At 42.1% G+C, this 21,587-nt stretch carries 24 protein-coding genes and 1 pseudogene; all 25 read right to left on the bottom strand.

Features of this window, described 5'->3' with window-relative positions:
* Positions 1-27: 27 nt before the first annotated feature.
* The gene (gene lepB, locus M313_RS24575) at positions 28-792 is read right to left on the bottom strand and encodes a signal peptidase I (RefSeq protein ID WP_010194670.1); all 765 of its coding nucleotides are present in this window, start codon (positions 790-792) and stop codon (positions 28-30) included.
* Complete coding sequence (locus M313_RS23255; protein ID WP_010194668.1) at positions 785-1,339, bottom strand: sigma-70 family RNA polymerase sigma factor; 555 nt, start codon at positions 1,337-1,339, stop codon at positions 785-787. Before M313_RS23255 ends, lepB begins: the two co-directional genes overlap by 8 nt.
* Positions 1,340-1,476: 137 nt before the next feature.
* Positions 1,477-2,707 (bottom strand): annotated as a pseudogene (locus tag M313_RS25825) (aminopeptidase).
* Between the two features lie 228 nt (positions 2,708-2,935).
* Complete coding sequence (ptsP, locus tag M313_RS0109715) at positions 2,936-4,654, bottom strand: phosphoenolpyruvate--protein phosphotransferase (protein ID WP_010194664.1); 1,719 nt, start codon at positions 4,652-4,654, stop codon at positions 2,936-2,938.
* Positions 4,654-4,920 (bottom strand): phosphocarrier protein HPr, encoded by a 267-nt coding sequence (locus M313_RS0109710; RefSeq protein ID WP_010194663.1) that lies wholly within the window; start codon positions 4,918-4,920, stop codon positions 4,654-4,656. The genes ptsP and M313_RS0109710 overlap by 1 nt, the downstream gene beginning before the upstream one ends.
* A 345-nt stretch (positions 4,921-5,265) precedes the next feature.
* Positions 5,266-5,454: a YqzE family protein gene (locus M313_RS0109705; protein ID WP_010194662.1), complete on the bottom strand. Its 189-nt coding sequence runs from the start codon at positions 5,452-5,454 to the stop codon at positions 5,266-5,268.
* Between the two features lie 31 nt (positions 5,455-5,485).
* A complete protein-coding gene (locus M313_RS23245) occupies positions 5,486-6,001 on the bottom strand; it encodes a shikimate kinase (RefSeq protein WP_010194657.1) in 516 nt (171 codons plus the stop codon).
* 523 nt (positions 6,002-6,524) lie between these two features.
* Complete coding sequence (locus M313_RS0109695) at positions 6,525-6,752, bottom strand: YuzF family protein (protein WP_010194653.1); 228 nt, start codon at positions 6,750-6,752, stop codon at positions 6,525-6,527.
* A 62-nt stretch (positions 6,753-6,814) separates the two neighbouring features.
* On the bottom strand, positions 6,815-7,243 hold the full coding sequence (gene comGG, locus M313_RS23240; RefSeq protein ID WP_010194650.1) for a competence type IV pilus minor pilin ComGG: 429 nt from the start codon (positions 7,241-7,243) through the stop codon (positions 6,815-6,817).
* Complete coding sequence (gene comGF / locus M313_RS23235; RefSeq protein WP_010194648.1) at positions 7,197-7,643, bottom strand: competence type IV pilus minor pilin ComGF; 447 nt, start codon at positions 7,641-7,643, stop codon at positions 7,197-7,199. The genes comGG and comGF overlap by 47 nt, the downstream gene beginning before the upstream one ends.
* The gene (locus tag M313_RS23230; protein WP_010194647.1) at positions 7,627-7,962 is read right to left on the bottom strand and encodes a type II secretion system protein; all 336 of its coding nucleotides are present in this window, start codon (positions 7,960-7,962) and stop codon (positions 7,627-7,629) included. Before M313_RS23230 ends, comGF begins: the two co-directional genes overlap by 17 nt.
* On the bottom strand, positions 7,946-8,404 hold the full coding sequence (gene comGD, locus M313_RS0109675; RefSeq protein ID WP_010194646.1) for a competence type IV pilus minor pilin ComGD: 459 nt from the start codon (positions 8,402-8,404) through the stop codon (positions 7,946-7,948). Before comGD ends, M313_RS23230 begins: the two co-directional genes overlap by 17 nt.
* Entirely contained in the window at positions 8,391-8,726 is a 336-nt protein-coding gene (gene comGC, locus M313_RS0109670) for a competence type IV pilus major pilin ComGC (protein ID WP_010194645.1), read from the bottom strand. Before comGC ends, comGD begins: the two co-directional genes overlap by 14 nt.
* The gene (gene comGB, locus M313_RS0109665) at positions 8,727-9,764 is read right to left on the bottom strand and encodes a competence type IV pilus assembly protein ComGB (protein ID WP_083800905.1); all 1,038 of its coding nucleotides are present in this window, start codon (positions 9,762-9,764) and stop codon (positions 8,727-8,729) included.
* Positions 9,748-10,818, bottom strand: coding sequence for a competence type IV pilus ATPase ComGA (gene comGA / locus M313_RS0109660; protein WP_010194640.1), 1,071 nt, complete (start codon positions 10,816-10,818; stop codon positions 9,748-9,750). Before comGA ends, comGB begins: the two co-directional genes overlap by 17 nt.
* A gap of 177 nt (positions 10,819-10,995) precedes the next feature.
* Positions 10,996-11,823, bottom strand: coding sequence for a serine hydrolase (locus M313_RS23225; protein ID WP_010194637.1), 828 nt, complete (start codon positions 11,821-11,823; stop codon positions 10,996-10,998).
* Positions 11,810-12,829 carry an ABC transporter ATP-binding protein gene (locus M313_RS0109650; RefSeq protein WP_010194635.1) on the bottom strand — a complete coding sequence of 340 codons (1,020 nt, stop codon included), beginning with the start codon at positions 12,827-12,829 and terminating at the stop codon, positions 11,810-11,812. Before M313_RS0109650 ends, M313_RS23225 begins: the two co-directional genes overlap by 14 nt.
* A 2-nt stretch (positions 12,830-12,831) precedes the next feature.
* Positions 12,832-13,755 carry a C40 family peptidase gene (locus M313_RS0109645; RefSeq protein WP_010194634.1) on the bottom strand — a complete coding sequence of 308 codons (924 nt, stop codon included), beginning with the start codon at positions 13,753-13,755 and terminating at the stop codon, positions 12,832-12,834.
* Positions 13,748-14,848: a mandelate racemase/muconate lactonizing enzyme family protein gene (locus M313_RS0109640; protein WP_029326424.1), complete on the bottom strand. Its 1,101-nt coding sequence runs from the start codon at positions 14,846-14,848 to the stop codon at positions 13,748-13,750. Before M313_RS0109640 ends, M313_RS0109645 begins: the two co-directional genes overlap by 8 nt.
* 20 nt (positions 14,849-14,868) lie before the next feature.
* Entirely contained in the window at positions 14,869-15,789 is a 921-nt protein-coding gene (locus M313_RS0109635; protein ID WP_010194632.1) for a S66 peptidase family protein, read from the bottom strand.
* Between the two features lie 136 nt (positions 15,790-15,925).
* The gene (locus tag M313_RS0109630) at positions 15,926-17,557 is read right to left on the bottom strand and encodes a peptide ABC transporter substrate-binding protein (RefSeq protein WP_010194631.1); all 1,632 of its coding nucleotides are present in this window, start codon (positions 17,555-17,557) and stop codon (positions 15,926-15,928) included.
* 194 nt (positions 17,558-17,751) lie between these two features.
* A complete protein-coding gene (locus tag M313_RS0109625; protein ID WP_010194630.1) occupies positions 17,752-18,762 on the bottom strand; it encodes an ABC transporter ATP-binding protein in 1,011 nt (336 codons plus the stop codon).
* Positions 18,763-18,770: 8 nt separating this feature from the next.
* Positions 18,771-19,721 (bottom strand): ABC transporter permease, encoded by a 951-nt coding sequence (locus M313_RS0109620; protein ID WP_010194629.1) that lies wholly within the window; start codon positions 19,719-19,721, stop codon positions 18,771-18,773.
* 1 nt (position 19,722) lies between these two features.
* Positions 19,723-20,655, bottom strand: coding sequence for an ABC transporter permease (locus tag M313_RS0109615; protein WP_010194627.1), 933 nt, complete (start codon positions 20,653-20,655; stop codon positions 19,723-19,725).
* A gap of 57 nt (positions 20,656-20,712) precedes the next feature.
* Positions 20,713-21,537 carry a D-aminopeptidase DppA gene (dppA, locus tag M313_RS0109610; RefSeq protein WP_010194625.1) on the bottom strand — a complete coding sequence of 275 codons (825 nt, stop codon included), beginning with the start codon at positions 21,535-21,537 and terminating at the stop codon, positions 20,713-20,715.
* Positions 21,538-21,587: the final 50 nt, after the last annotated feature.

The raw sequence follows: 21,587 nt of genomic DNA, 5'->3' as shown, positions 1-21,587 counted from the left end.
TGTATCCCCCGTCTAAAGTCCATACTATTACTTCCACTTTCGATAGCCTAAAACCTTCCCGTTTATATTTTCAATCGGAACCGCTCCGAAATTTCTGCTATCAAAGCTTCTCCACCAGGCATCCCCCAATAAGAAGACATGACCCTCAGGAATGGTGTATTTTTCTGTATCATATTCTTTCGCATCCTCGAATAAAGGACGATTATAAACATTATCCAGACCTCTGCCATAAAATGCATCTAATTTCTTGTCATCTATATAAACCTGAGCATCTTTTAAGTAAATTGTTTCTCCGGGCAACCCCACAATTCTTGAAATACTTTTCGGTTCATTGTACTTATCAACCATACTCGAATCGTTTTTCATTTCTTCAGGATACGTATAATACACTGCATCTCCACGGTTCACGCTATTTTCTTCATAAAAGTCCGGATCGATGACAAGCAGATCTTTATAGAAATGGTGATCTCCCCTATCCATGGAATCACTACGCCATTCATATAAAATCATGTCATCCTCGTACACTACTCTTTCAATATCGGGTGAAGTAATTGAATCGGTAAGTACCGAAGAGGTCGGTTCGAATAGAGGCATAAAAATAAGTATCACTAACAATAAAGAGATAGAGAGCGACATCGCTAATCCCATTGAAAGAAAGTCAGGCTTTTTTTTGGAAGGATTCTTCTTAATATTTTTTAATACACTTTGTTTACGTTCTTCTGAAAATGCGGCATATTGAAATACAGTCGTTTCCATCTTTTTTCTAAGTTGCTTCAACTCTTGTTCAATCATTATCCCTACCTCCATCCGTATAGTGAACTCGCAATAGCTCTTTCCCTCTAGTCAGTCTGGTCTTAACAGTACTGAGGTTGGTATGAAGAAAACTGCTTATTTCCTTCAAGCTAAGTTCCTCATAATAAAAGAGGAAAACGACTTCTCTATATTTTAATGGTAGTGCTAACACCAAATCCGCCAAATCAGTAATATGCTCTTTTTCTAAAAATGTTTGTTCAGGTGTACTTGTATGGTCCGCAATCACCCTTCCAAACATTTCAGAAATTTGCACTTTTCTATAGTTCCAACTTTTCAAATAATCCTTACATTTATTAATGGTGATTCTGCAAAGATAGGTTTTCACACTGCACTCACGACGAAAGTTATCCAGCTGATTAAAATAGGTTACAAATACCTCCTGCGAAATATCTTCAGCTATATTAAAATCCTTGACATAAGAATAGGCCAGCTTAACAATATCACTTCCGAATTGATTCATCACACTTTCCAAGTGTATTTCCTTATGGTCAATAACATCATGCAAAGGTTCTTCCAAGGCTGCCATCACCCTCTCTTCCATTCTTTCATTAATAAAAGTTAGACGACACTTCTCTTTGGAAAGTTTGGAAATTCTTTCTTTATTTTACCAAAAGAAAAAGCAGGTGAACTTCTTTTTAGAAAAGAAATTCTCCTGCTCTATTTTTAGATAACCCATTCGCCATCTGTCATTATTGTTTCTTTTACTCCAGCTTCCGTTTCTCCTTCAATGCTCATCTCTTCCGAACCAATCATAAAATCGACGTGAATCATACTTGTGTTGACCCCTTTTGATTCTAGCTCCTCTTTGCTCATCTTTGCTCCGTCTTCAATATTGATCGGATAAGCTGAACCTAGCGCCAAGTGGCAGGAAGCATTTTCATCAAAAAGTGTGTTATAGAAAATCACTTCCTGCTTGGATACTGGTGAGCTATGTGGGACAAGCGCAACTTCCCCTAAGTGAAGTGCTCCTTCATCCGTTTCTAAAAGCTTTTTCAACACTTCATATCCTTGCTCAGCCGAAAACTCCACCACTTTGCCTTCTTTAAATGTAAGGCTGAAGTTATCTACCAGGTTTCCGTTCAGGTTTAACGGCTTAGTGGAAGATACGACTCCGTTAACTCCGGTCTTCACAGGTGCCGTAAACACTTCTTCTGTTGGAAGGTTCGGAACGAAATAAGTACCTTGATCGTTGTTCATTCCACCGCCTAGCCAAACCTGTTCGTTTGGAAGTTCGATTGTCAGGTCTGTCCCTGGCGCTTTGTAATGAAGTTTTTTGTTACTTTTTGGAGTTAAGGATTTGTAGCTTTTCTTGCAAAGTTTTTATGTGTTTATTCCACGCTTCAACAGGGTCGTTTTCATTGACACGTGTTACTTGGAAAATGTTTTCCCATAGGCTTGCAACCTGATCTTCTGGAGATCTGTCCGGGTAAAGTTTCGCTGCCCATTCTTGAGACGGCACGGAAACAATCGCCCAGCTGACTTTCGCAGTTTGAATGTATTTTCGGTAGTTCTGCATTGCTTTGGCCTGAGCTTTGTTAGAAATGGACACCCGCTCTGGATCGACGTCTTTAAGAAGATCTGGGTTGGAAGCAACAATCGACATAAATGCTGCACCTTCTTCTGCCATTTCCTCCATTCCTTTTACTTTCCACTCTCGGACATGACTGAGAGATTCTGTGGAGGCTGTTTCATATGTAATTTTCGTTAGTTGCTCGTCGTTCCATTCGGTATGTACGTATTTGGCGCCTAGCTTGTACGCAATTTTGGCAACTTCTCTTACAAATGGGGCTGCTGCTATTGGGGCATTGATGACAAGCGGCTGGTTTTCTTGCAGGTTGATCCCAACTTTTAGCGCAAGCTCTGCGTATTTGGTCAATTTTTCTTGTATCACTATGTATTTCCTCCTTTTGGTTGATGAGGATATTGTATCATAGGATGCCGCGGTATTGGATTGGGGAGATTTATTAACTTTTGGAGGGGTACTTAAATGGCCCCTGAGGTTATTGTGAGTTTTCCGAAGCTTATTGTGACTTTTTCAAGCGTTATTGTGAGTTTTTCGAATCACCTCACTAAGCTCATAAAAAAAACCAACTCCCCCTAAAAGGAAAGTCGGCCTCCAAAATCACACATTAAACTTCTCTTTCACAAATTCTACAACTTCTTCTGCTGTGCTCATGCCAAGGATCTCTTCACGGTAGGAAGCAGCTTCCTCTTTAGAGATGCCGCGCAGTTGGCTTCTTGCAGGAAGGATGGATGTCGCGCTCATGCTGAACTCGTCAAGTCCTAGTCCAAGAAGGATTGGAATTGCGATTGGGTCGCCAGCCATTTCTCCACACATGCCGGCCCACTTGCCGTTTTTGTGTGCAGCTTGGATGACATTATCCACTAGGCGCAGGATTGCCGGGTTGTATGGTTGATACAGGTAGGAAACCTGCTCGTTCATACGGTCAGCAGCCATTGTGTATTGAATCAAGTCGTTTGTTCCGATGCTGAAGAAATCAACTTCCTTCGCGAAAATATCAGCCATAACCGCTGTTGATGGGATTTCCACCATGATACCGATCTCGATATTCTCGTTTACAGTTGTACCATTCTTCACAAGCGCTTCTTTTTCTTCTAAAAGAATTGCTTTTGCTTGGCGGAACTCGTCCAATGTTGCGATCATCGGGAACATGATTTTCAGGTTTCCATAAGAGCTAGCACGCAATAATGCACGAAGCTGTGTACGGAAAATGTCCTGCTCCTCTAAGCAAAGGCGAATCGCACGGAAGCCTAGGAACGGGTTCATTTCTTTTGGAAGGTTCAGATAAGGAAGTTCCTTATCTCCACCGATGTCCAATGTGCGGACAACAACCGGTTTGCCTTCCATGCTTTCAAGAACCTCTTTATAGGCTTTGTACTGCTCGTCTTCTGTCGGAAGTTCCGTTCTGCCCATGTAAAGGAATTCGGTACGGTAAAGACCGACACCTTCTCCACCATTGGCAAGAACGCCTTTCACATCTTTAGGAGTACCGATGTTTGCAGCAAGCTCGACTTCTTGTCCGTCAGAAGAAAGACTCTTCTCGTTTACAAGCTTCGCCCACTCTTTTTTCTGGTCTTCGTACTTTTCTTGCTTATCTTTGTAAGAAGCAATTTCTTCTTCTGTCGGATCGACGATTACCACACCGTCTAAACCATCAATAATAACCATTGTGTCATTTTGTATAGTTTCCATGACGTTCTTTGTTCCAACTACTGCTGGAATTTCCATCGAACGAGCCATGATCGCCGAGTGAGACGTACGTCCACCGATATCAGTTGTAAATGCTTTTACATATTGACGATTAAGTTGAGCAGTGTCAGAAGGAGTCAAATCTTCTGCAATGATAACAACTTCTTCTGAAATAAGTGCAGGATTGGAAACTGTCACACCTAAAAGGTGAGCTAGTACACGTTTGGTCACGTCGCGGATATCTGCTGCACGCTCCTTCATGTACTCGTTATCCATTTGTTCAAACATATTGATGAACATTCCTGCTGTTTCATCCAAAGCATACTCAGCATTTACACTGTCGCTTTTAATTTTATCTTTAATTGGATTTAAAAGTTCAGGGTCACTCAATACAAGAAGATGTGCAGAAAAAATTTCAGCCTTGTCCGCTCCAAGCTCCTTATGTGCGTGCTCCTTGATTTTTTCCAATTCAGTTTTAGAAATCTCTACTGCCTTTTCAAATCTTTCTACTTCTGCTTGGGCATTGTCGATCGTCTTCTTGTCCACAGATAGTTCTGGGTTTTCAAGACGATATGCTTTCGCAATCGCAATCCCGCTAGAAGCAGGGATACCTTGAATCGTGTTTGACATTATTCCCCTAACCCTTCTGATTTCAAAGTTTCTTCAATTGCAGAAATTGCCTCACTCTCATCAGAACCTTCTGCAACAATTTTGATTTCCGCACCTTGAGGAATTCCAAGAGACATTACACCCATGATGGATTTCAAGTTTACAGATTTACCGTTGTACTCAAGGTTTACGTCTGCATCGAATTTCCCTGCAGTTTGTACCAATTGAGTAGCCGGACGTGCGTGAATTCCTGAATCTGCTGTTACTTTAAATGTTTTTTCTGCCATTGTAATCAAACTCCTTTAGGATATGTGTATTTTTTACTTTAGAAACTATTCAACTAAAAGAACTTTGTTCCCTTTATTCCTATACCCTGTAGCTTTCACCAGTAATCGCGGTGAATATGTAGGAAAAAATATAGAAAAAGGCATGAGTGAGGGCTTGTCTCTATAAAAGGGTACACTCGTCCCCTTAGTATGGATCAAAACCTCTTCACTCATGCCTGATCGTATCAGTAACACGTAAAGTTCTTATCTATGTTGAAAGCATTTGCATGAACATTTAGTTGAACGCTTCTTAACTGTCCGATGAGATTGTAGCATAAAAAACAAAACCTTGGCAATACTTTTGACTCATACTCCACTTTTTTTCTTTTTAAAAAGCATCATGATTGCATAAGGAATCACACCGAAGAGCTGAAAGGCGATGGGCGAACGCTCTTGCTTTTTCAGTTGCCTTTGCTCACGCTTTACTTCTTTCGGCTGATCCATGTAGGTGACAAGCTGCTGTGTCACATATTTCACATAATCATTTGTTTTCATTTAGTCCACCACCCAAGAGATTCTTTTATCTCTAGTGTTGACGGTTACTCCATATTTTAATCGCGTTATGTACGGCCTCTGCAGCAGATTCCAAGTCCAGCCCGGTTGTATCCACCGTGATGTGCGCTTGTTTATAAAGAGGTAAACGTGTGTCAAAAAGCTCTATGATTTCTTCTTTCTTTTTCTGTTTTATAAGTGGCCTGGTCGTATCATTTTCCAAACGCTCCCAAATAACTTCCGGGTCTGCGTAAAGAAAAATCATACAGCCGTTCTCTTTCATCCAATCAATGTTATTTTGAGTTGTTACTATTCCTCCACCAGTTGTTACCAGGATATCATTCACGGGTAGTTCTTGAAGGGTCTTTGTTTCCAGCTCCCGAAAAAAACTCTCTCCATATTGCTCGAAGATATCCTTAATTTGCAACTTCAGATTCTGTTCAATCAGTGTGTCTGTATCAACGACATCGAGACTCAGGTTGGTTGCCAACGCCTGTCCGATGGTTGTTTTCCCCGCTCCCATAAATCCTGTAAGATAGATGCTTTTCATGTTCCATGCCTCTCTTTCTTTTTGGATGCCTCTTTATTGTATTATTATAGGGCAAAGCTCCCTCTCCCTCCACTTTAAGAAAAACTAGGCAATACCTAGCCGGTCCTTTTAGAGCTAAAAACCTTTAGTTGTTTGGTAAGTCGCCACTGTCATTTTCTATATGGCTGCACTTTTCCTTGAGATAAACTAATGAAGACATCCTTGACTGATTTTCTACGATAAAGACGTCTTCATGAATCGAATGAAGACCTTTCTCCCTCCATTTTCCCGACAGAGATGTCTTCATACACCTCATGAAGACCTTCCTACTCCCATTTCCCTACAAGAGATGTCTTCATACACCTGATGAAGACCTTTCTACTCCCATTTCCCCGCAAGAGATGTCTTCATATACCTGATGAAGACCTTTCTATTCCCATTTCCTCGCTAAAGAGATATTCATACACCTGATGACTATGCCAAGTGCTTTGAACTACAAAAAAGTGCCTCCATCAATCGGAGACACTTCTGACTAGCTTTCCTCTTAGTTATCAGGCATAACCCAGATAACTTCTGCAGTTCGAATGAAAAAGCTCGAATCTCCAGCAACTAACACAACATGATCTGGTTTAACATCCTTCAGGTTACCTCTTATTGATCCTCGCGTTGTTTCAATGACCACTTCGGTGCCAACGATACTTCTTAAAGTATGGTATACATAGGGTTCTATCACCATATATTGAATGGGCATCCCATTGTCCGCTTGATTCATTGGGTATTTACCTCCTTTGTTACACGGTACATTTATATGATTGGGACAATGGGATGGTGATTTTATGTGATTAATTTAATTGTTTCATACCAGCCGAGTACCTTCTTTTCTTCCATATCGTAAAGGATGGTTGCTTTGTACTCCCTCGCCATCCTGGTTGTGCAGACAATGACAATCTCCCTTTCTGTTCCAAGTTCCTTTACAGTTACCGCAGCTTCTCCCCTTGGCATTTCAAACGACGAAATAATTTCCTCCCTCTCCTCTTTCAACTGTTCCTCCACTTTGTCCCATACAAATTTCATCATGATTTCCAGCTCAAATTGTTGATCCGATTCATGATAAAACATTTTCTCCAGCCGGTAGTTTTCAATTTGATGAAGCAAAAAGGACGAGACTATTACACTTATGATAAGTGTGACAGGAAAAATATACCCTTTGTTCTGTTTACTTCGAAGTCCAGCTTGTACGGATTGCCCCCAATTTGAATTCATGGATTATTTCGTCCTTCCCCTTTACATTCACTATAGCCCCATTATTCACTTCTTTAAAAGTAATACTTTCTACTCCATGCAAGAGTAATTCGTGTCCAGTTCCATTAACTCTACGTCTGACATTTTTTTGATAAAATTCATATGTCACTCTTTGATCGTCTTGATTGATAATGACCATCGCATTACTCTCCACCGACACTCTCTTTGCATTTCGAACCTCCCTTGTAGCCTGCTGAATAAACACCTCGAGCTCCAAAGGATGAATTCCATCGCCCTTTTCTGTCAATAGCGAGAGATTTTTAAGTAGAAGAGGGAAAAACGCGGTGAGAATAAGAATGACTGAAAAACTGACCAAGACCTCCAATAAGGTAAAACCGTCATGTTTACGGAAGATGGACATAAATACACCTTTCCTCCTCCAACGATTTATAATTCATATAGGACACACACAGCACTGGCGGAACGGTTTCTTCCACCAATGTCAGGGAATAGGTGGTGCCATTTCTGTTTACCATACTATCTTCAAACAATTTGGCACCTGTACGTATTTCTTCCAATTCCATTGTCAAAAGGAACCTTGCTTGCTGATCGAGAATAAATCCCTTGCGTTCCTGATTCATTCGTACCAACCCAGGAAGCAGAACGGAGGCAATGACCATCCAAATTACCAAAGCCCCTAAAACCTCTACTAATGTAAACCCTTTAGAGCTTTTCCACATAAAAACGGCCTTTTCCTAAGGTGAAAACGTAACGATAGCTTTCCATTTCGTCCACATAAATACCGATTGCGCCAGCTTTATTAATGCTGCCATTTCCATTGTAAATCAGTCTTTCTCCCATCGTGCGTGTATCTATTCTTACATCACGGTGGTATTCCCGATATACCATTTCGTTAATCTGGAAGGTTCCTTGCCGTATACGGTAATAGTTATTTTGTGGAGTAAAAATAATACTTACACTTGTTTTCGTACTTATTGCATATTGTTGGGCGAACAAGAGATCATTGCTTAATTGATCGCTAAATTGTTCTGCAATTATGTTTTTGTTGGTCGCATTAAGATTAAGGATGGTCACCGATAGAATGATGGAAATGAGAGAAAGAACCAGTATAGATTCCAAAAGGGAATATCCCTTCGAATCTAAAGGTCTATAAACCAACATCAGCTTCCGCTTTGCTGTTGACAATCGTAACATTACTTCCGTTTGGACAGTTTAAAGTTCCGTCTTCATCGAAATGATCTTCAAGATATTCTGGTGAGTCCAAATCATCAATAGTTGCCGGCTCGCTCCCCTTATCCAATCGGTATGTCTGAATCTGGGCGTCCACCATGCTAAGCAGCGCCTCACATCCTTTATCCCCAATAATGCTAGAATTCTTTGTCACGTTTGGAATCATGATTAAGAGTAACACGGTAATAACCAACATAACTAAAAGCATTTCCACCAACGTAAAACCACGTTCTTCCTTTAATAGCTTTCTCATCTATAACCCTCCTAGTAATTGAAACATTGGAATGAAGATACAGAGATATAACACAAAAACAAATGAACCGATCCCTAAAAATAAAACAGGCTGCACTCTTCCCAGTAGCTTTTCGCTTTTTTCCTGCATCTTCACTAACAGTAACTTGCTGTATTGCTCCAATTCCTGACCTAATTTCCCGTTCTTTTGTCCATGTACAATAACTACATCAAGCCCCTTTACAAACACTTTCTCCCTTCCCACCAATGTTTCGAGCTTTTCCCCCTCCACTAAAAACTTACGATATTCTTTTGCTTTAGAATGGAAAAAAGAATGATAACGTTGCTGCTCGAACACAGCTATGGCTTCATTAATCGTTAATCCACTTAATAGCAAGCTGCTTAATTGTTGCGTGAAGTAATGGGAATAATGAAGGGTGAGAAAGGTTTTGACAAGAGGAATTTTCAACAGCAAATCCACCTTTTGAGACGGATTCAATTTTCTTTCATAAATTTTATAAAATAAATAGGCTGCGAAGATCCCGAGTACACACCACAATAGTAAAATGGGTATTTGAACAACGAGAAAGAAAAATACGGAGATGATTGGACTTAAAGAAATGTTCATTTGGGAAAAGAGAAGATGAAACTGTGGCAACAACACCAATTGAACAAAAACAAGCATGATCGTTACAAGGAAGAGAAGCATGATTGGATACCTGAGAATGGAGAAAATCTTATCTCTATAGAACCTTTTCCTCTCAAGCAGTGCTCCCCCTGACCGAAATGCCTGTCCTAGGTTTCCATGCTTTTGTGAAAAGAATAGCAACGACAATATATCCTGATTAAAATGCAGACTTTCTAAAACTTGATGTACACTGTACCCTTTTTTCAGCTCCTCAATGGCCTCAAGCAAGCTTCTTTTCTTTTCCGCTTCGAAGTGAATACTCATCAACTCCAATGCTTCTAATAAAGAATAGCCATTAGTGTAGAGGTCTCCCATCCTTTTTAGGAAATCCTCCTGAACTTTAAGCGGCCAACCCCTATTGCCCTTTGCCATCGTTCACCCATTTTTCATATTCCCTTTGATGAATAAAGCCCAGTGCTATTCCCTTTTTAATTACTTCCTTCAGTGTAGGATAGTGTAATTCCACCTTTGCCCCTTTACACTCTTCCATCACCTTGGACAGTTCCCGCCCATATAAAAGTTCATATACACTGACCAACCGATGTTGCCTGTACTTTCTGCAGAAAGATGTACATTCCCCATGGCAATAAGGACATTTCAACTCCACGAGCCTTTGCGCTGAAATTGCTATTAATGTCTGTTCCAACTCTTGTTGCGAGACCCCAAACTCCAACAGCCGATGTACCGCCCCTTTTGCATCCCGCGTATGCAAGGTACTTAAGACTAAATGACCCGTCAGCGATGCCCTTATAGCAATCTTCGCTGTTTCTTCATCCCTGATTTCCCCGACCATGATAATATCCGGATCGTGTCTTAGAATGGCCTTCAAACCTGTTGCATAGGTTATCCCTGCCTTTTCATTCACCTGCACCTGAAGCACATTTCTACTTCTCCGCTCCACCGGATCCTCAAGCGTTATAATATTTCGTTGCAGCATCCCTTTTGACTCTTCCAAAATCGAATACAGAGTGGTGGTTTTGCCAGAGCCGGTCGGGCCAGTGAACAGAATAAGGCCATGTGAGTGCTTCATTAAGGAAAATAGTTTTCTAGTGGAGTTCGGAAACAGGGATAAACGTTTTAAAGGGAATTGGCTGTCATCATGCGGTAGGATTCGGATGACAAGACTTTCTTGGTTAACAGTGGGCAAGGTCGAGAGTCGTAGATTGATGGGTTTGGAGTCAATGTAAAGGTTTAATGCGCCATTTTGGGGCTTTCTTGTTTCACCTATGTCCATTTCGGCTTGGAATTTAAGGTGTGATAAAATCCGTTCATAGATTTCTGGTGGGAGATCTTCTTGATCGTAGAGGTAGTGGTCCAGACGGAAAAGTACTTTGGCGGACGTTTCATGTGGTTTGATGTGAATATCTGATACACGCAAACGGATAGCTTGGCGAATGATCTCTTCACACTTTTTTTCAATATTCATTTGTCACCTCATTTTGTGTTGATTTGTTTGTTGGATGGGAGTGAGTGAGCTTTCTTGCCTTGAGGAAAAGAGAGAAAAAAGATGGGGTACAGGTCTGCCTTTATAAATTTCTACACGGATTGACATATTCCTGCAAGTTTTTTTATTTTTTTCAAAAAAAATGAAGACCCCTGCTTTTCAACAAAAAGCTTCGGTCTCCACTAAATATTCCTCTACTACCTTGCCAATCTCCTGTATCGCTCTTTTCCCAATGGAGTTATCAACCAAGTCGTCGATAAGAACGGCTACGAAAAGTTTCTCGCCCTTATAGGTAACAATCCCGCAATCATGCTCCACACCGGGCAGCTCCCCGGTCTTATTGGCAATTCCCACTAATTCTAGGTCCATGTAAAACGGAAGCTTATCTAGAAGCTGCTGACCACCAAGAATTCGCAGCATTTTTTGTCTGCTCTCATCGGAAAACACAGCCCTCTCGGCGTCTTCTATATGCAAATACTTTAAACACTCTATCATTTCAAGGGCACTTGTCCTGTTTTCTATACCGGCAGCCGTGGCTTTAAAATCCATCATTTTTCGCTCAAGTTTTGTATTCGTTAAACCCTGCTCTCTACAGAAATCATTTACACCATTCCACCCAATAATGTCAATAACCTTATTGGTCGCGGTATTATCGGATACTATAATCATTAACGTCAACAATTCTCCTAACGTAAAACTTGTGTCACCATCCATAAATTGAATGACACCTGCTCCACTGACAATATTTCTAGTGTCAATGGAATATCTATCAGAAAGACTCAAAATGCCTGCTTCTACCTGTTTAAAAGCCGCCATCATAATTGGGATTTTAATTAGGCTGGCTGCTTTTTTTGTAACATAAGCATCTTTATCCAGACGCTGGCCACCGCCGTCTTCTATCACATAACTAACGTGTCCCGCAGTCGAATCTACCACTGCTTGGACACGTTCCTTCAATAGTTGTAGGTTAGTTTCAATTCCCATCATGCGCACTTGCCACCATTTCCCTTACCTTATCTGGGCCGACAATTTTTTCATTATATAAATGACAGGCTACATAATGACGTTCTTCTACTTCCTGCCACTCTGGAATCGATTGGCTGCATGCTTCCATTGCATGCGGACAACGGGTGCGGAAGACACAGCCACTTGGCGGATAAATCGGACTTGGGATCTCCCCTTGAACTATTTGCCTTTCCCGTTTGTCTTCTATATCTGGATCTGGTATCGGTATGGCAGATAATAAGGCTTGTGTGTATGGATGCAACGGCTTTTTATAAAGGGCCTTACTCTCCGTCAGTTCCATCATTTTCCCAAGATACATAACCCCTATACGGTCACTGATATGTTTGACCATGGAAAGATCATGGGCGATAAACAGGTAGGTTAACCCTTTTTCTTTTTGAAGCCGTTTCATTAAGTTCACAACTTGCGCTTGTACGGATACATCCAAAGCGGATATTGGTTCATCGGCAATGATAAAATCTGGATCCAATGCCAGGGCCCGTGCAATGCCGATTCGCTGTCTTTGTCCCCCGCTGAATTCATGCGGGTAACGGTTCGCATGCTCCCTATTCAATCCCACATCTTCCAATAGCTGATAGACACGCTCTGTCCGTTCTTTGCTACTTTTGTAGATGCCATGCACTTCCATTGGTTCAGAGATAATTTCTTTTACAGTCGAACGCGGATTAAGCGATGCATAAGGGTCTTGAAAGATCATTTGCATGTTGCGGTGGAAAGCAAACTTCTCTTTTTCCGTTAGTTTATGAACATCTTTTCCGTTAAAGTTCACTTCGCCTGCCGTTTTGCCATAAAGTCCGATGATGGTCCTTCCTGTTGTGGATTTACCGCATCCTGACTCTCCCACCAGACCAAAGGTTTCCCCTTGGTATATATCAAATGAAACATTGTCTACCGCTTTTAAGGTTTGTTTTTTGCCTAGAAAAAAATACTTTTGCAAGTTTTTGACTTGAAGTAGTTTCTTTTGCATAATTATTCCCCGTCCTTTTGCCAGTACCTTCTTGCTGCACATAGTTCTTTTTCATATATGGTGTTTTCCATTGATAGAATTTCTATATCTCTTCCCGTTTTGGGTGAGTGTAGGAGTTTATCTTCTCCATAATAAATTCCTACGTGATGAATCTTGCCCTTGCCTTCTTCATAAGCAAAGAACAACAAGTCCCCGGGTTCTAAAGCGTTTAACGGCACTTCCGCACCCTCTTTAGCCTGGTCGTGGGCATCTCGGGGGATGATATAGCCATTGGCTTTGCACATGGTATAGCTGAAACCAGAGCAATCCATCCCGTATCCACTCATACCACCCCATAAATATGGAAGGCCGAGGAATTTCTCGCCGCTCCTGACAATATCCCTCCCAGATCCTTTTGGAAGGAAAGCAAAACCATCATATACCGAAATGTCATCTGTCTTCAGCAATCCATAAGTTCCATCAGGAAGTTGGACTTTCACCTTTTCTTTCCCATTCTCCACTACAGGCAAAATGGTTTGAAAGCTCAACTCCAATAACTCTTTTTCCTCGGTCGAAAATAAAGAAGCAAGGTTGCTCGTCACAACAGCAACCGGACCATCTGCAAGCTTCCAATCCATTACTTCTGTGACCTGACATTTCGGCACCCATCCAGGATATCCCCTCTCATCCTTTGAAGAACCTTGAGTCAATGCAATAATATGATAATAATCTTCCTTTTCCTCTAGAACGAGTACTTCCTGTCCGTAAAGCAGTTGAGATTGGATAAGGTTGGCATCACAAAGTTCTAACCTTGTTTCAAAATTCAGCGAATCCAGCCAACCTGAAATGTCTGTGGGGTTTGAGGTGGCTTTCTTGTCTAGCTCTCTTGCTGAATCATAAGAGGTCCAGATGGTGGCTACCGGTACATTTATGACATATTTACTCAACACTGACGCCTCCTTTTACGTTTATATCTCCAATTCCTAAACCGGGTGCATCCGGGAAACTGATCGATCTGCCGTTATAAATGATGCCGCCTGTTACAATGTCTTCTGTGAGCATAAGTGGTGCATCAAAATCAAATCGTGTGATATTGCTCTTACTTGCGGCAAAATGGGCGGCGGCCGTGATACCAAGTCTGGTTTCAATCATACTTCCTACCATGCACTCCACTCCAAATGACTCTGCGATACTATTAATCTTTTCTGCCTGGAAAATGCCGCCTGATTTCATCAGTTTGATATTGATCAGGTCGGCACTGCGCGTTTTAAGTACCTGAAGTGCCTGTTCGGGAGTAAAGACGCTCTCATCCGCCATGATTGGTGTTTCCACTGCATCAGTGACCTGTTTCAACCCCTCCACATCATGGGCCATGACAGGTTGTTCCACAAGCTCGATATTCAACCCCAGATCTTCCATTTTGCGAATGCCGCGTATGGCTTCTTTAGCGTTCCAGCCTTGATTGGCATCAAGTCGAATCTCTACCATATCTCCTACACGGGTTCTGATTTCTCTTATTCTAGCAATATCCGTCAGCATATCGTCTTTCCCTACTTTTACTTTCAGGACACGGAAACCTCTCTCCACGTAACCAATGGCGTCCTCTCCCATTTCCTTCGGGGAATTGACGCTGACGGTAAAGTCTGTTTCAAGTTCGCTCTTGGCACCGCCCAAATACTGATACAGTGGCAGCCTGCTGTGTTGAGCCAAGCAATCATAAATGGCCATATCGACCGCTGCTTTTGCACTTGTATTTCGAATAAGGGATGTATGTAGTCTTTGAAAAAGCGGTTCATAGTTTAAGAGGTTTTTATTTAAAAGAATCGGTTTGAAAATTTGCTGAATGGCGTATTCTACACTATCAAGACTGTCCCCTGTGATGACATGGGTAGGCGGTGCCTCTCCCCATCCAACCAGACCATTATCGCAGGTGATCTTCACTACCACAGCCTCCGCTACATACACAGTACGCAAGGCTGTCTTAAATGGTTTTGACAGAGGTACTCCGGTTCGGAACGTCTCAACCTGTAGTATTTTCATATTCATATTTCCCTCTCCTTTCATTCCACTCCCGCTTGGATGGTCAATGTCTTGTTGTATGTGTTCAATTCCGCTTTTGTTCCATGCGGGATGGCAATATTCGGAGAGCAATGTCCAAACTGGAACCCGCTCATAGTCGGTTTTCCTGCATCTTTTACGTGTTGAGAAATAACTTCCTCAAGCGTCAAAGATGCCTTTCCTTCATCCGGCACACAGTTATGGAAGTCGCCAATAACAATACCTTCTGCGTCGGCGAACTTTCCTGCCATATTTAACTGATTTAGCATTCTGTCCACTTTGTATGGCTGTTCATCGATATCTTCAAAAAAGAGGATTTTCCCTTTTGTCTGCAATTCGAACGGAGTTCCAAGTGAACTTACAAGCAAAGTTAAGTTCCCGCCAACAAGTTCTCCATTCGCAACCCCCTCGTTCATCACTTCAAGTGTAGACAGTTCTTCAGTATATACTATTTCAGTTGGCTCAAATAACTGTTGAAAATAAGCTTTTGATAGAGGGTGAATGCTTTCAAGCCCGATATCCGAGCTTAGCATTGGACCATGGAAGGAAGTTAATCCGGCCTGCTGGTAGAATGCTTGATGCAAAAATGTGATATCGCTATACCCCCAAAAAATCTTAGGATTATTCTTTACCAAGTCATAATCTATACTGGACGCAATCCTTGCCGTGCCAAATCCTCCGCAAGCACAGAAAATCGCCTTTACTTCATCATCTTGAAACATAGCGTGCAGATCCTCTAGTTTTTCTTTGTCCTTGGATGCAAGGTAGCCGTAGGGAGCATCTACATATTTGCCCAACTTCACTTTCAAACCCAGTTCTTCTTCCAAAAAAGGAAGTGCCCGTTTCAACTTCTCCTGTTTCGGTGGACTTGCAGGTGCAATGACACCAACCGTATCTCCTTTTTTCAAACGAATCGGCTTCATGTCTCGCCACTCCTCTCCTTTAAAAATTCCCGTTAAACTATGTATATGTATGGTGTTTCTTGATTGAATATGTATGATAATTTCAATGAGAAGGGTGTTCCGCGAACACCCTTCTCCTGTTAAAACTTATAGTATGTTATTCTTTGTCCGCCCATTTAAGTTCGATATATCCAACAGGGTGACGAACAATTCCTTTAACTGCTTCGTTTTGAAGATATACATGGTTGTAGAAATACAACGGTATGATTGGCATGTCTTCGAATAATACTTTCTCCGCTTCGTACATTTGCTCATAGCGAGCTGCTTCATCTGTTTCGTTAAGTGCCGATTGAATTAGCTCATCATATTTTGAGTTGCTCCAACCTGTACGGTTCATGGAATGTCCAGATTGGAAGTTTTCTAGGAAGTTGATAGGGTCAGCATAGTCCGCTAAGAATGAGCTGCGTGAAAATTGGAACTCAAGTGCCGTTTGCATATCAAGGAACACGTTCCATTCCATATTGGCAAGCTTCACATCGACTCCAAGATTGTCCTTGAACATTTGTTGCATCGTTTCAGCGATACGTTTGTGCTCATCACTTGTGTTATACGTTAATGTAACTTCAGGTAATGTTTCATACCCTTCTTCTTCCATTCCTTTTTCCAATAATGCTTTTGCTTCTTCCGCGTTAAAAGTAACAAGGTCTCCATTTGTTTCACGGAAGTCTTTGCCGGATGGATCTGTGAATCCTGAAGAGACAAATCCTGTTGCCGCTTCTTCTCCTCGTTTTGTCACATAATCAACAATATCCTGCTGATTGACCGCCATTGCGAATGCCTTTCTGATGTTTGCATTTTGGAATGGCTCTTTGTCTACCCCAAATCGGAAGAAATACGTACCAGCCTGCTCGCCAATATTTACTTTTCCTTCTGCAAATAACGCTTCACTTGCATCAGCAGGCACTCCTGACGTATCCAGGTCACCCGCTTGGTACATTTGATACTCTGTGTTTGTATCATTTACAATCGCCCAGTGAACTTTGTCCAATTTAACCGTATCTGCATCCCAATATTGGTCATTCTTCGCCATAACAAAGTGGCTTTCATGCTCCCACTCAGCAAGGTTAAATGGACCGTTTCCTACAAAAGAATCCGCTTCAGCAAACCACTCTGGATTTTCTGTAGCAACCTTCTCATTGATTGGGAAGAAGGCTGGATTCGTGATGACACTTAGGAAATATGTTTGTGGAGCAACAAGTGTCACTTCCAATGTCTTTTCATCCAATGCTTTTACTTGTACATCATCAACAGAGCCTTCCCCGTTGTTGTAAGCTTCCCCACCCTCGATGAAGTAACCAAGGAATGCAGCAGGAGATGCTGTTTCAGGGTTTAATAGGCGCTTCCACGCGAATTCAAAATCACCCGCAGTCAGGTCATCCCCATTAGACCATTTTGCATTGTCACGGATATAAAATGTGTACGTTTTGCCATCTTCGGATACGTCCCATTTTTCCGCTGTTGCTTCTTGTGGCAGGTGTTCGTCATTTAGACGAGTCAGACCTTCCATCAAGTTGTTTAGTGCATTCCAGGAATAGGAATCAAAGCCGATAGGCGGATCAAGTGATGTTGGTTCGGATCCGTTGTTCAGGCGAAGTACCTTTTCTCCTGATGCGCTGTCGTTGTTGTTCGTGCCTTCGTTTGTGTCGGTGCCTGCGTTGTTGCTTGCTGTACAGGCTGCTAAGATGAATACTAGCATTGCGGTCATTAGTAATGACAATACCTTTTTCATGTGTTACTCCCCCTTTTTCATTTGTAAATCTTTAGACGCCGCTGTTGATCTCCGCACTGTGCTTCGCTTTCCGCGGGACGGTGCTTGAGCCTCCTCACAACGCTTCAGGGGTCTCAACCTACCGTTATTCCCCCGCTGGAGTCTTCGCACTGTGCTCCAATCAACAGCTATGAAACTCTATTTCACTATAAGTCTTATCTTATAGTTGAAATCACTGTTTTTATGGGCTTCGGAGCTCTTGGGTCCTGAAGCCAGCAGTCTACATGGTGTTCCTCGGACAGACATGTCTTCATTGGATATAATCGCTCGCATACTTCCATGGCATACTCGCATCTTGCTGCAAATGCACAGCCTGTCGGTGGTGAAAACAGGTCAGGTGGAGAGCCTATTATTGGCACCAGTTCTTCATCTTCTAAATCAAGGCGAGGAACCGAGTTTAATAGACCTTTCGTATATGGGTGCTCCCCTCTATAGAAGATTTCTCTTCTATTCCCGGACTCTACTATCTTACCTGCATACATAACAGCCACACGGTCTGCCACTTGCGCTACTACTCCTAAGTCATGCGTGATAATGATGATGGAAACCCCAGTTTTCTTTTGAATATCCTTAAAAAGGTTTAAAATCTGGGCTTGGATGGTCACATCTAGTGCCGTTGTCGGTTCGTCTGCAATCAATACTTCAGGCTGGCAGACAAGGGCCATGGCAATAACAATACGCTGTCTCATGCCTCCACTGAACTGGTGCGGGTATTGTTTCAATCGTTCAGTCGGGCTAGGTATCCCGACAAGATTCAGCATGTCCACCGCCTGTTTCCTCGCTTCTGCTTTAGAGACTTTCTTATGCTGGATGATCCCTTCCATGATCTGATCTCCAACAGTTAGAGTTGGATTCAATGCTGTCATGGGGTCTTGGAAAATCATTGAGATATCTGCGCCTCGAATCTTTCTCATTTCCGGTTCAGACGCTTTGGTCAAGTCCTTGCCTTTAAAAAGGACTGTGCCTTGCGTTATCCTCCCCGGCGGTTGTGGAATTAATCGCATGATACTTTGGGATGTCACACTTTTTCCACAGCCGGATTCCCCTACAATTGCGAGGGTTTCTCCTTTATGCAAATCAAAACTGACTCCCCGGACTGCTTTCACTTCGCCTCCGTATGTTGTAAAGGAAACATGTAAGTCTTTTACTTCCAGTACTTTTTCCATGATGTCACTTACCTCCTCAGCTTTGGATCTAGTGCGTCTTGTAAACCGTCTCCAAACACGTTAAATGCAAACATGGTCATGGAGATGAAGAATGCCGGGAAGAACAAGCGCCACCAATGTCCTGAAATAATCGTTGATAAGCCATCATTGGCCATCACACCCCAACTCGCATACGGGGCACTAACACCAAGACCAAGAAAGCTTAAAAATGCTTCTGCGAAAATTGCAGCAGGTACCGTCAATGTCATTTGAACAATGATAGGACCCATCGTATTAGGGAGAAGATTTTTTCTGATGATCCGGGAAGTCTTCGTTCCAAAAGTTTTAGACGCAAGCACAAACTCATAATTTTTTATTTGCAGTACTTGTCCCCGGACAATCCTAGCCATTCCAACCCATCCTGTAACGGTTAGTGCGATAATGATGGTCAATAATCCCGGTCCCATTACAACCATTAATAGAATCACAACCAAGAGATACGGAAGGCCGTATAAAACCTCCACCACACGCATCATTGCATTATCGGTTCTGCCACCCTTGTACCCGGCGATTCCGCCGTAAATAACACCAATGATAAAATCAATCAATGCCGCCATTAATCCGACAAATAAAGAAATCCTTGCACCATACCATGTACGAGTGAAAACATCTCTCCCCAGTTCATCTGTACCAAAAAAATGGGTGGAAGACGGGGGCTGATTTTGGTTGGGTAAATTTGTCTGCATGACACTATAAGGGGAAAAAATCGGACCGAAGATGGCCATGATGGTCAAGAATAAAAGAAAGACCAAACCGGCCATCGCCAGTTTATTCTTAACCAATCGGCGCCAAGCATCCTGCCAATAAGACAGACTCGGACGGACTACAGCTTCTGCCTCTCCCTTGTTTTTATCTAATGGTTTGAACCATTCATCAGGAACAGTGTTTTGATGATTTTCTTGAAGTTTACGCTGCGCCATATTAGTTCCCCTCCTTTTTATGAAGCTTAATACGAGGGTCTAATATCCCGTAAGCTATATCTACAAGGAAAAGCATCAAAATTAAGAAAGCACTATAAAATACTGTTGTGCCCATAATGACTGGATAATCACGGGTATTAATACTTTCCACGAAATATTTGCCCATGCCTGGAATAGCAAATATTTTCTCGATAACAAATGTACCGGTCAATATCCCGGCAGCAAGGGTACCCAGGATGGTGACTACCGGTAATAATGCGTTACGAAGCGCATGTTTGAATACTATTTTCACCGGCGATAGGCCCTTGGCTTTTGCAGTCCGAATATAATCTTGTGTTAACACTTCCATCATGCTAGCTCTTGTCAATCTCGCAATGATTGCCATCGGACCTGTTGAAAGAGCTAATGTCGGCAAGATCATATGCTTCCAACTTGACCAAGTGGCAGGCGGAAGCCAACCCCAGTTGACAGCCACATGCTGTATCAACACGGTTGCAAGGACAAAGTTAGGTATGGAAATTCCGAACACAGCAAAAGTCATTGCCATATAATCAATAACGCCATTGCGTTTAAGTGCAGCAATCACTCCAAGGAAAATCCCTGAAATGACAGCAATCGTTAAGGTGATCATCCCAAGCTCGAACGAAATCGGGAAACCTCTTCCTAACATATCATTCACCGTCTGGGACGGTTGTTTAATAGATGGACCGAAATCTAGAGTCACTAACGTTTTTAAATACATCACATACTGAACCGGTACCGGCTTGTCCAAATGATAGTGTGCTTCCAAGTTACGTTGGACTACATCGCTTGTAGAGCGCTCTTCATTTAGCGGAGAACCCGGTATGGCATGCATCAAGAAGAAGGTCAATGTGATGATGACCCATAAAGTTATGAGCATTGCTAGTAATCGTTTTGCTATAAATGTTCCCATTCTCCCACTCACACTTTCTTTCCTATTGAGTTTTTATGTACTTACGGAGCAAACCTATTAACAAAATGTCGTTCTCATGGCCAATTCTGTCATTACAAGCATGGCTTGATAGGCTTCCTTAATATCTTTTGCCTGAAACTTGACGATGGTCGTCCCCGGCTCTAACTCTGTTCCTGGCATCAAACTAGCCCACTCCGCTTGGCCGTAATTCCCAAATTCAATGCGAAGTGTTGGATGATCAGGCGGTATTAAAGGTTTAATACTATGTATATCATCAATTGCCTGTGATGTTCTTTCTTTAATGAGTCCCTGTGCTTTCACTGGAGTCAGGGATTTTGCGGCAGAACGGGATGCGGCTTCTTTTACTACCGCACAATGAATGCCAGGATTTAGACTTTGCGCTTCCAGTGCTGTTTGATCATCTCCGGTTACCATAATGACCGGTACGCCATAATATCCTGCTACATATGCATTGAACCCTAGCTCTCCCACTTGAACATCATTTATGTACATATTTCTGACTCCAAAAATCATCGAGTGTGTCATGACACCCTTCATGGATGCTCTTGCATGGTATCCTACAAAAACAACCGCATCAAAGCTATCATCTAATCCTTGCACCATGGAATAAGGCTTTACATCACCTGTTATCAGCTTTGTTTCGGGATGAAGCTCTTCAATCAATATGTTATTCATTTTAGAATGACTGTCATTGATGACGACCTCCTCAAACCCCTTATCAAAAGCCGTCTTCACTACAGCATTCGCTTCCTGTGTCATTATCTTTCGACCACGCTCATAGTTATGCAACCTGGAGTCTACGTGGGTATGATCTACAAGCCCACTAATCCCCTCCATATCAACTGAAATATATAACTTCACCCATTACCCTCCTTTTGTTTTAATATTCTTAATATTATAACAGTATTATT

The organism is Bacillus sp. m3-13, assembly GCF_000175075.1.
Classification (GTDB): domain Bacteria; phylum Bacillota; class Bacilli; order Bacillales; family Bacillaceae_I; genus Sutcliffiella_A; species Sutcliffiella_A horikoshii_C.
Note: the sequence above shows the minus strand (reverse complement) of the source record. Positions and strands in the feature narration are given on the sequence as shown.

Coding starts and splice junctions, on each gene's coding strand:
- lepB (WP_010194670.1), bottom strand. CDS start 792: ATGATTGAACAAGAGTTGAAGCAACTTAGAAAAAAGATGGAAACGACT.
- M313_RS23255 (WP_010194668.1), bottom strand. CDS start 1,339: ATGGCAGCCTTGGAAGAACCTTTGCATGATGTTATTGACCATAAGGAA.
- ptsP (WP_010194664.1), bottom strand. CDS start 4,654: ATGTCAAACACGATTCAAGGTATCCCTGCTTCTAGCGGGATTGCGATT.
- M313_RS0109710 (WP_010194663.1), bottom strand. CDS start 4,920: ATGGCAGAAAAAACATTTAAAGTAACAGCAGATTCAGGAATTCACGCA.
- M313_RS0109705 (WP_010194662.1), bottom strand. CDS start 5,454: ATGAAAACAAATGATTATGTGAAATATGTGACACAGCAGCTTGTCACC.
- M313_RS23245 (WP_010194657.1), bottom strand. CDS start 6,001: ATGAAAAGCATCTATCTTACAGGATTTATGGGAGCGGGGAAAACAACC.
- M313_RS0109695 (WP_010194653.1), bottom strand. CDS start 6,752: ATGAATCAAGCGGACAATGGGATGCCCATTCAATATATGGTGATAGAA.
- comGG (WP_010194650.1), bottom strand. CDS start 7,243: ATGAATTCAAATTGGGGGCAATCCGTACAAGCTGGACTTCGAAGTAAA.
- comGF (WP_010194648.1), bottom strand. CDS start 7,643: ATGTCCATCTTCCGTAAACATGACGGTTTTACCTTATTGGAGGTCTTG.
- M313_RS23230 (WP_010194647.1), bottom strand. CDS start 7,962: ATGTGGAAAAGCTCTAAAGGGTTTACATTAGTAGAGGTTTTAGGGGCT.
- comGD (WP_010194646.1), bottom strand. CDS start 8,404: ATGTTGGTTTATAGACCTTTAGATTCGAAGGGATATTCCCTTTTGGAA.
- comGC (WP_010194645.1), bottom strand. CDS start 8,726: ATGAGAAAGCTATTAAAGGAAGAACGTGGTTTTACGTTGGTGGAAATG.
- comGB (WP_083800905.1), bottom strand. CDS start 9,764: ATGGCAAAGGGCAATAGGGGTTGGCCGCTTAAAGTTCAGGAGGATTTC.
- comGA (WP_010194640.1), bottom strand. CDS start 10,818: ATGAATATTGAAAAAAAGTGTGAAGAGATCATTCGCCAAGCTATCCGT.
- M313_RS23225 (WP_010194637.1), bottom strand. CDS start 11,823: ATGATGGGAATTGAAACTAACCTACAACTATTGAAGGAACGTGTCCAA.
- M313_RS0109650 (WP_010194635.1), bottom strand. CDS start 12,829: ATGCAAAAGAAACTACTTCAAGTCAAAAACTTGCAAAAGTATTTTTTT.
- M313_RS0109640 (WP_029326424.1), bottom strand. CDS start 14,848: ATGAAAATACTACAGGTTGAGACGTTCCGAACCGGAGTACCTCTGTCA.
- M313_RS0109635 (WP_010194632.1), bottom strand. CDS start 15,789: ATGAAGCCGATTCGTTTGAAAAAAGGAGATACGGTTGGTGTCATTGCA.
- M313_RS0109630 (WP_010194631.1), bottom strand. CDS start 17,557: ATGAAAAAGGTATTGTCATTACTAATGACCGCAATGCTAGTATTCATC.
- M313_RS0109625 (WP_010194630.1), bottom strand. CDS start 18,762: ATGGAAAAAGTACTGGAAGTAAAAGACTTACATGTTTCCTTTACAACA.
- M313_RS0109620 (WP_010194629.1), bottom strand. CDS start 19,721: ATGGCGCAGCGTAAACTTCAAGAAAATCATCAAAACACTGTTCCTGAT.
- M313_RS0109615 (WP_010194627.1), bottom strand. CDS start 20,655: ATGGGAACATTTATAGCAAAACGATTACTAGCAATGCTCATAACTTTA.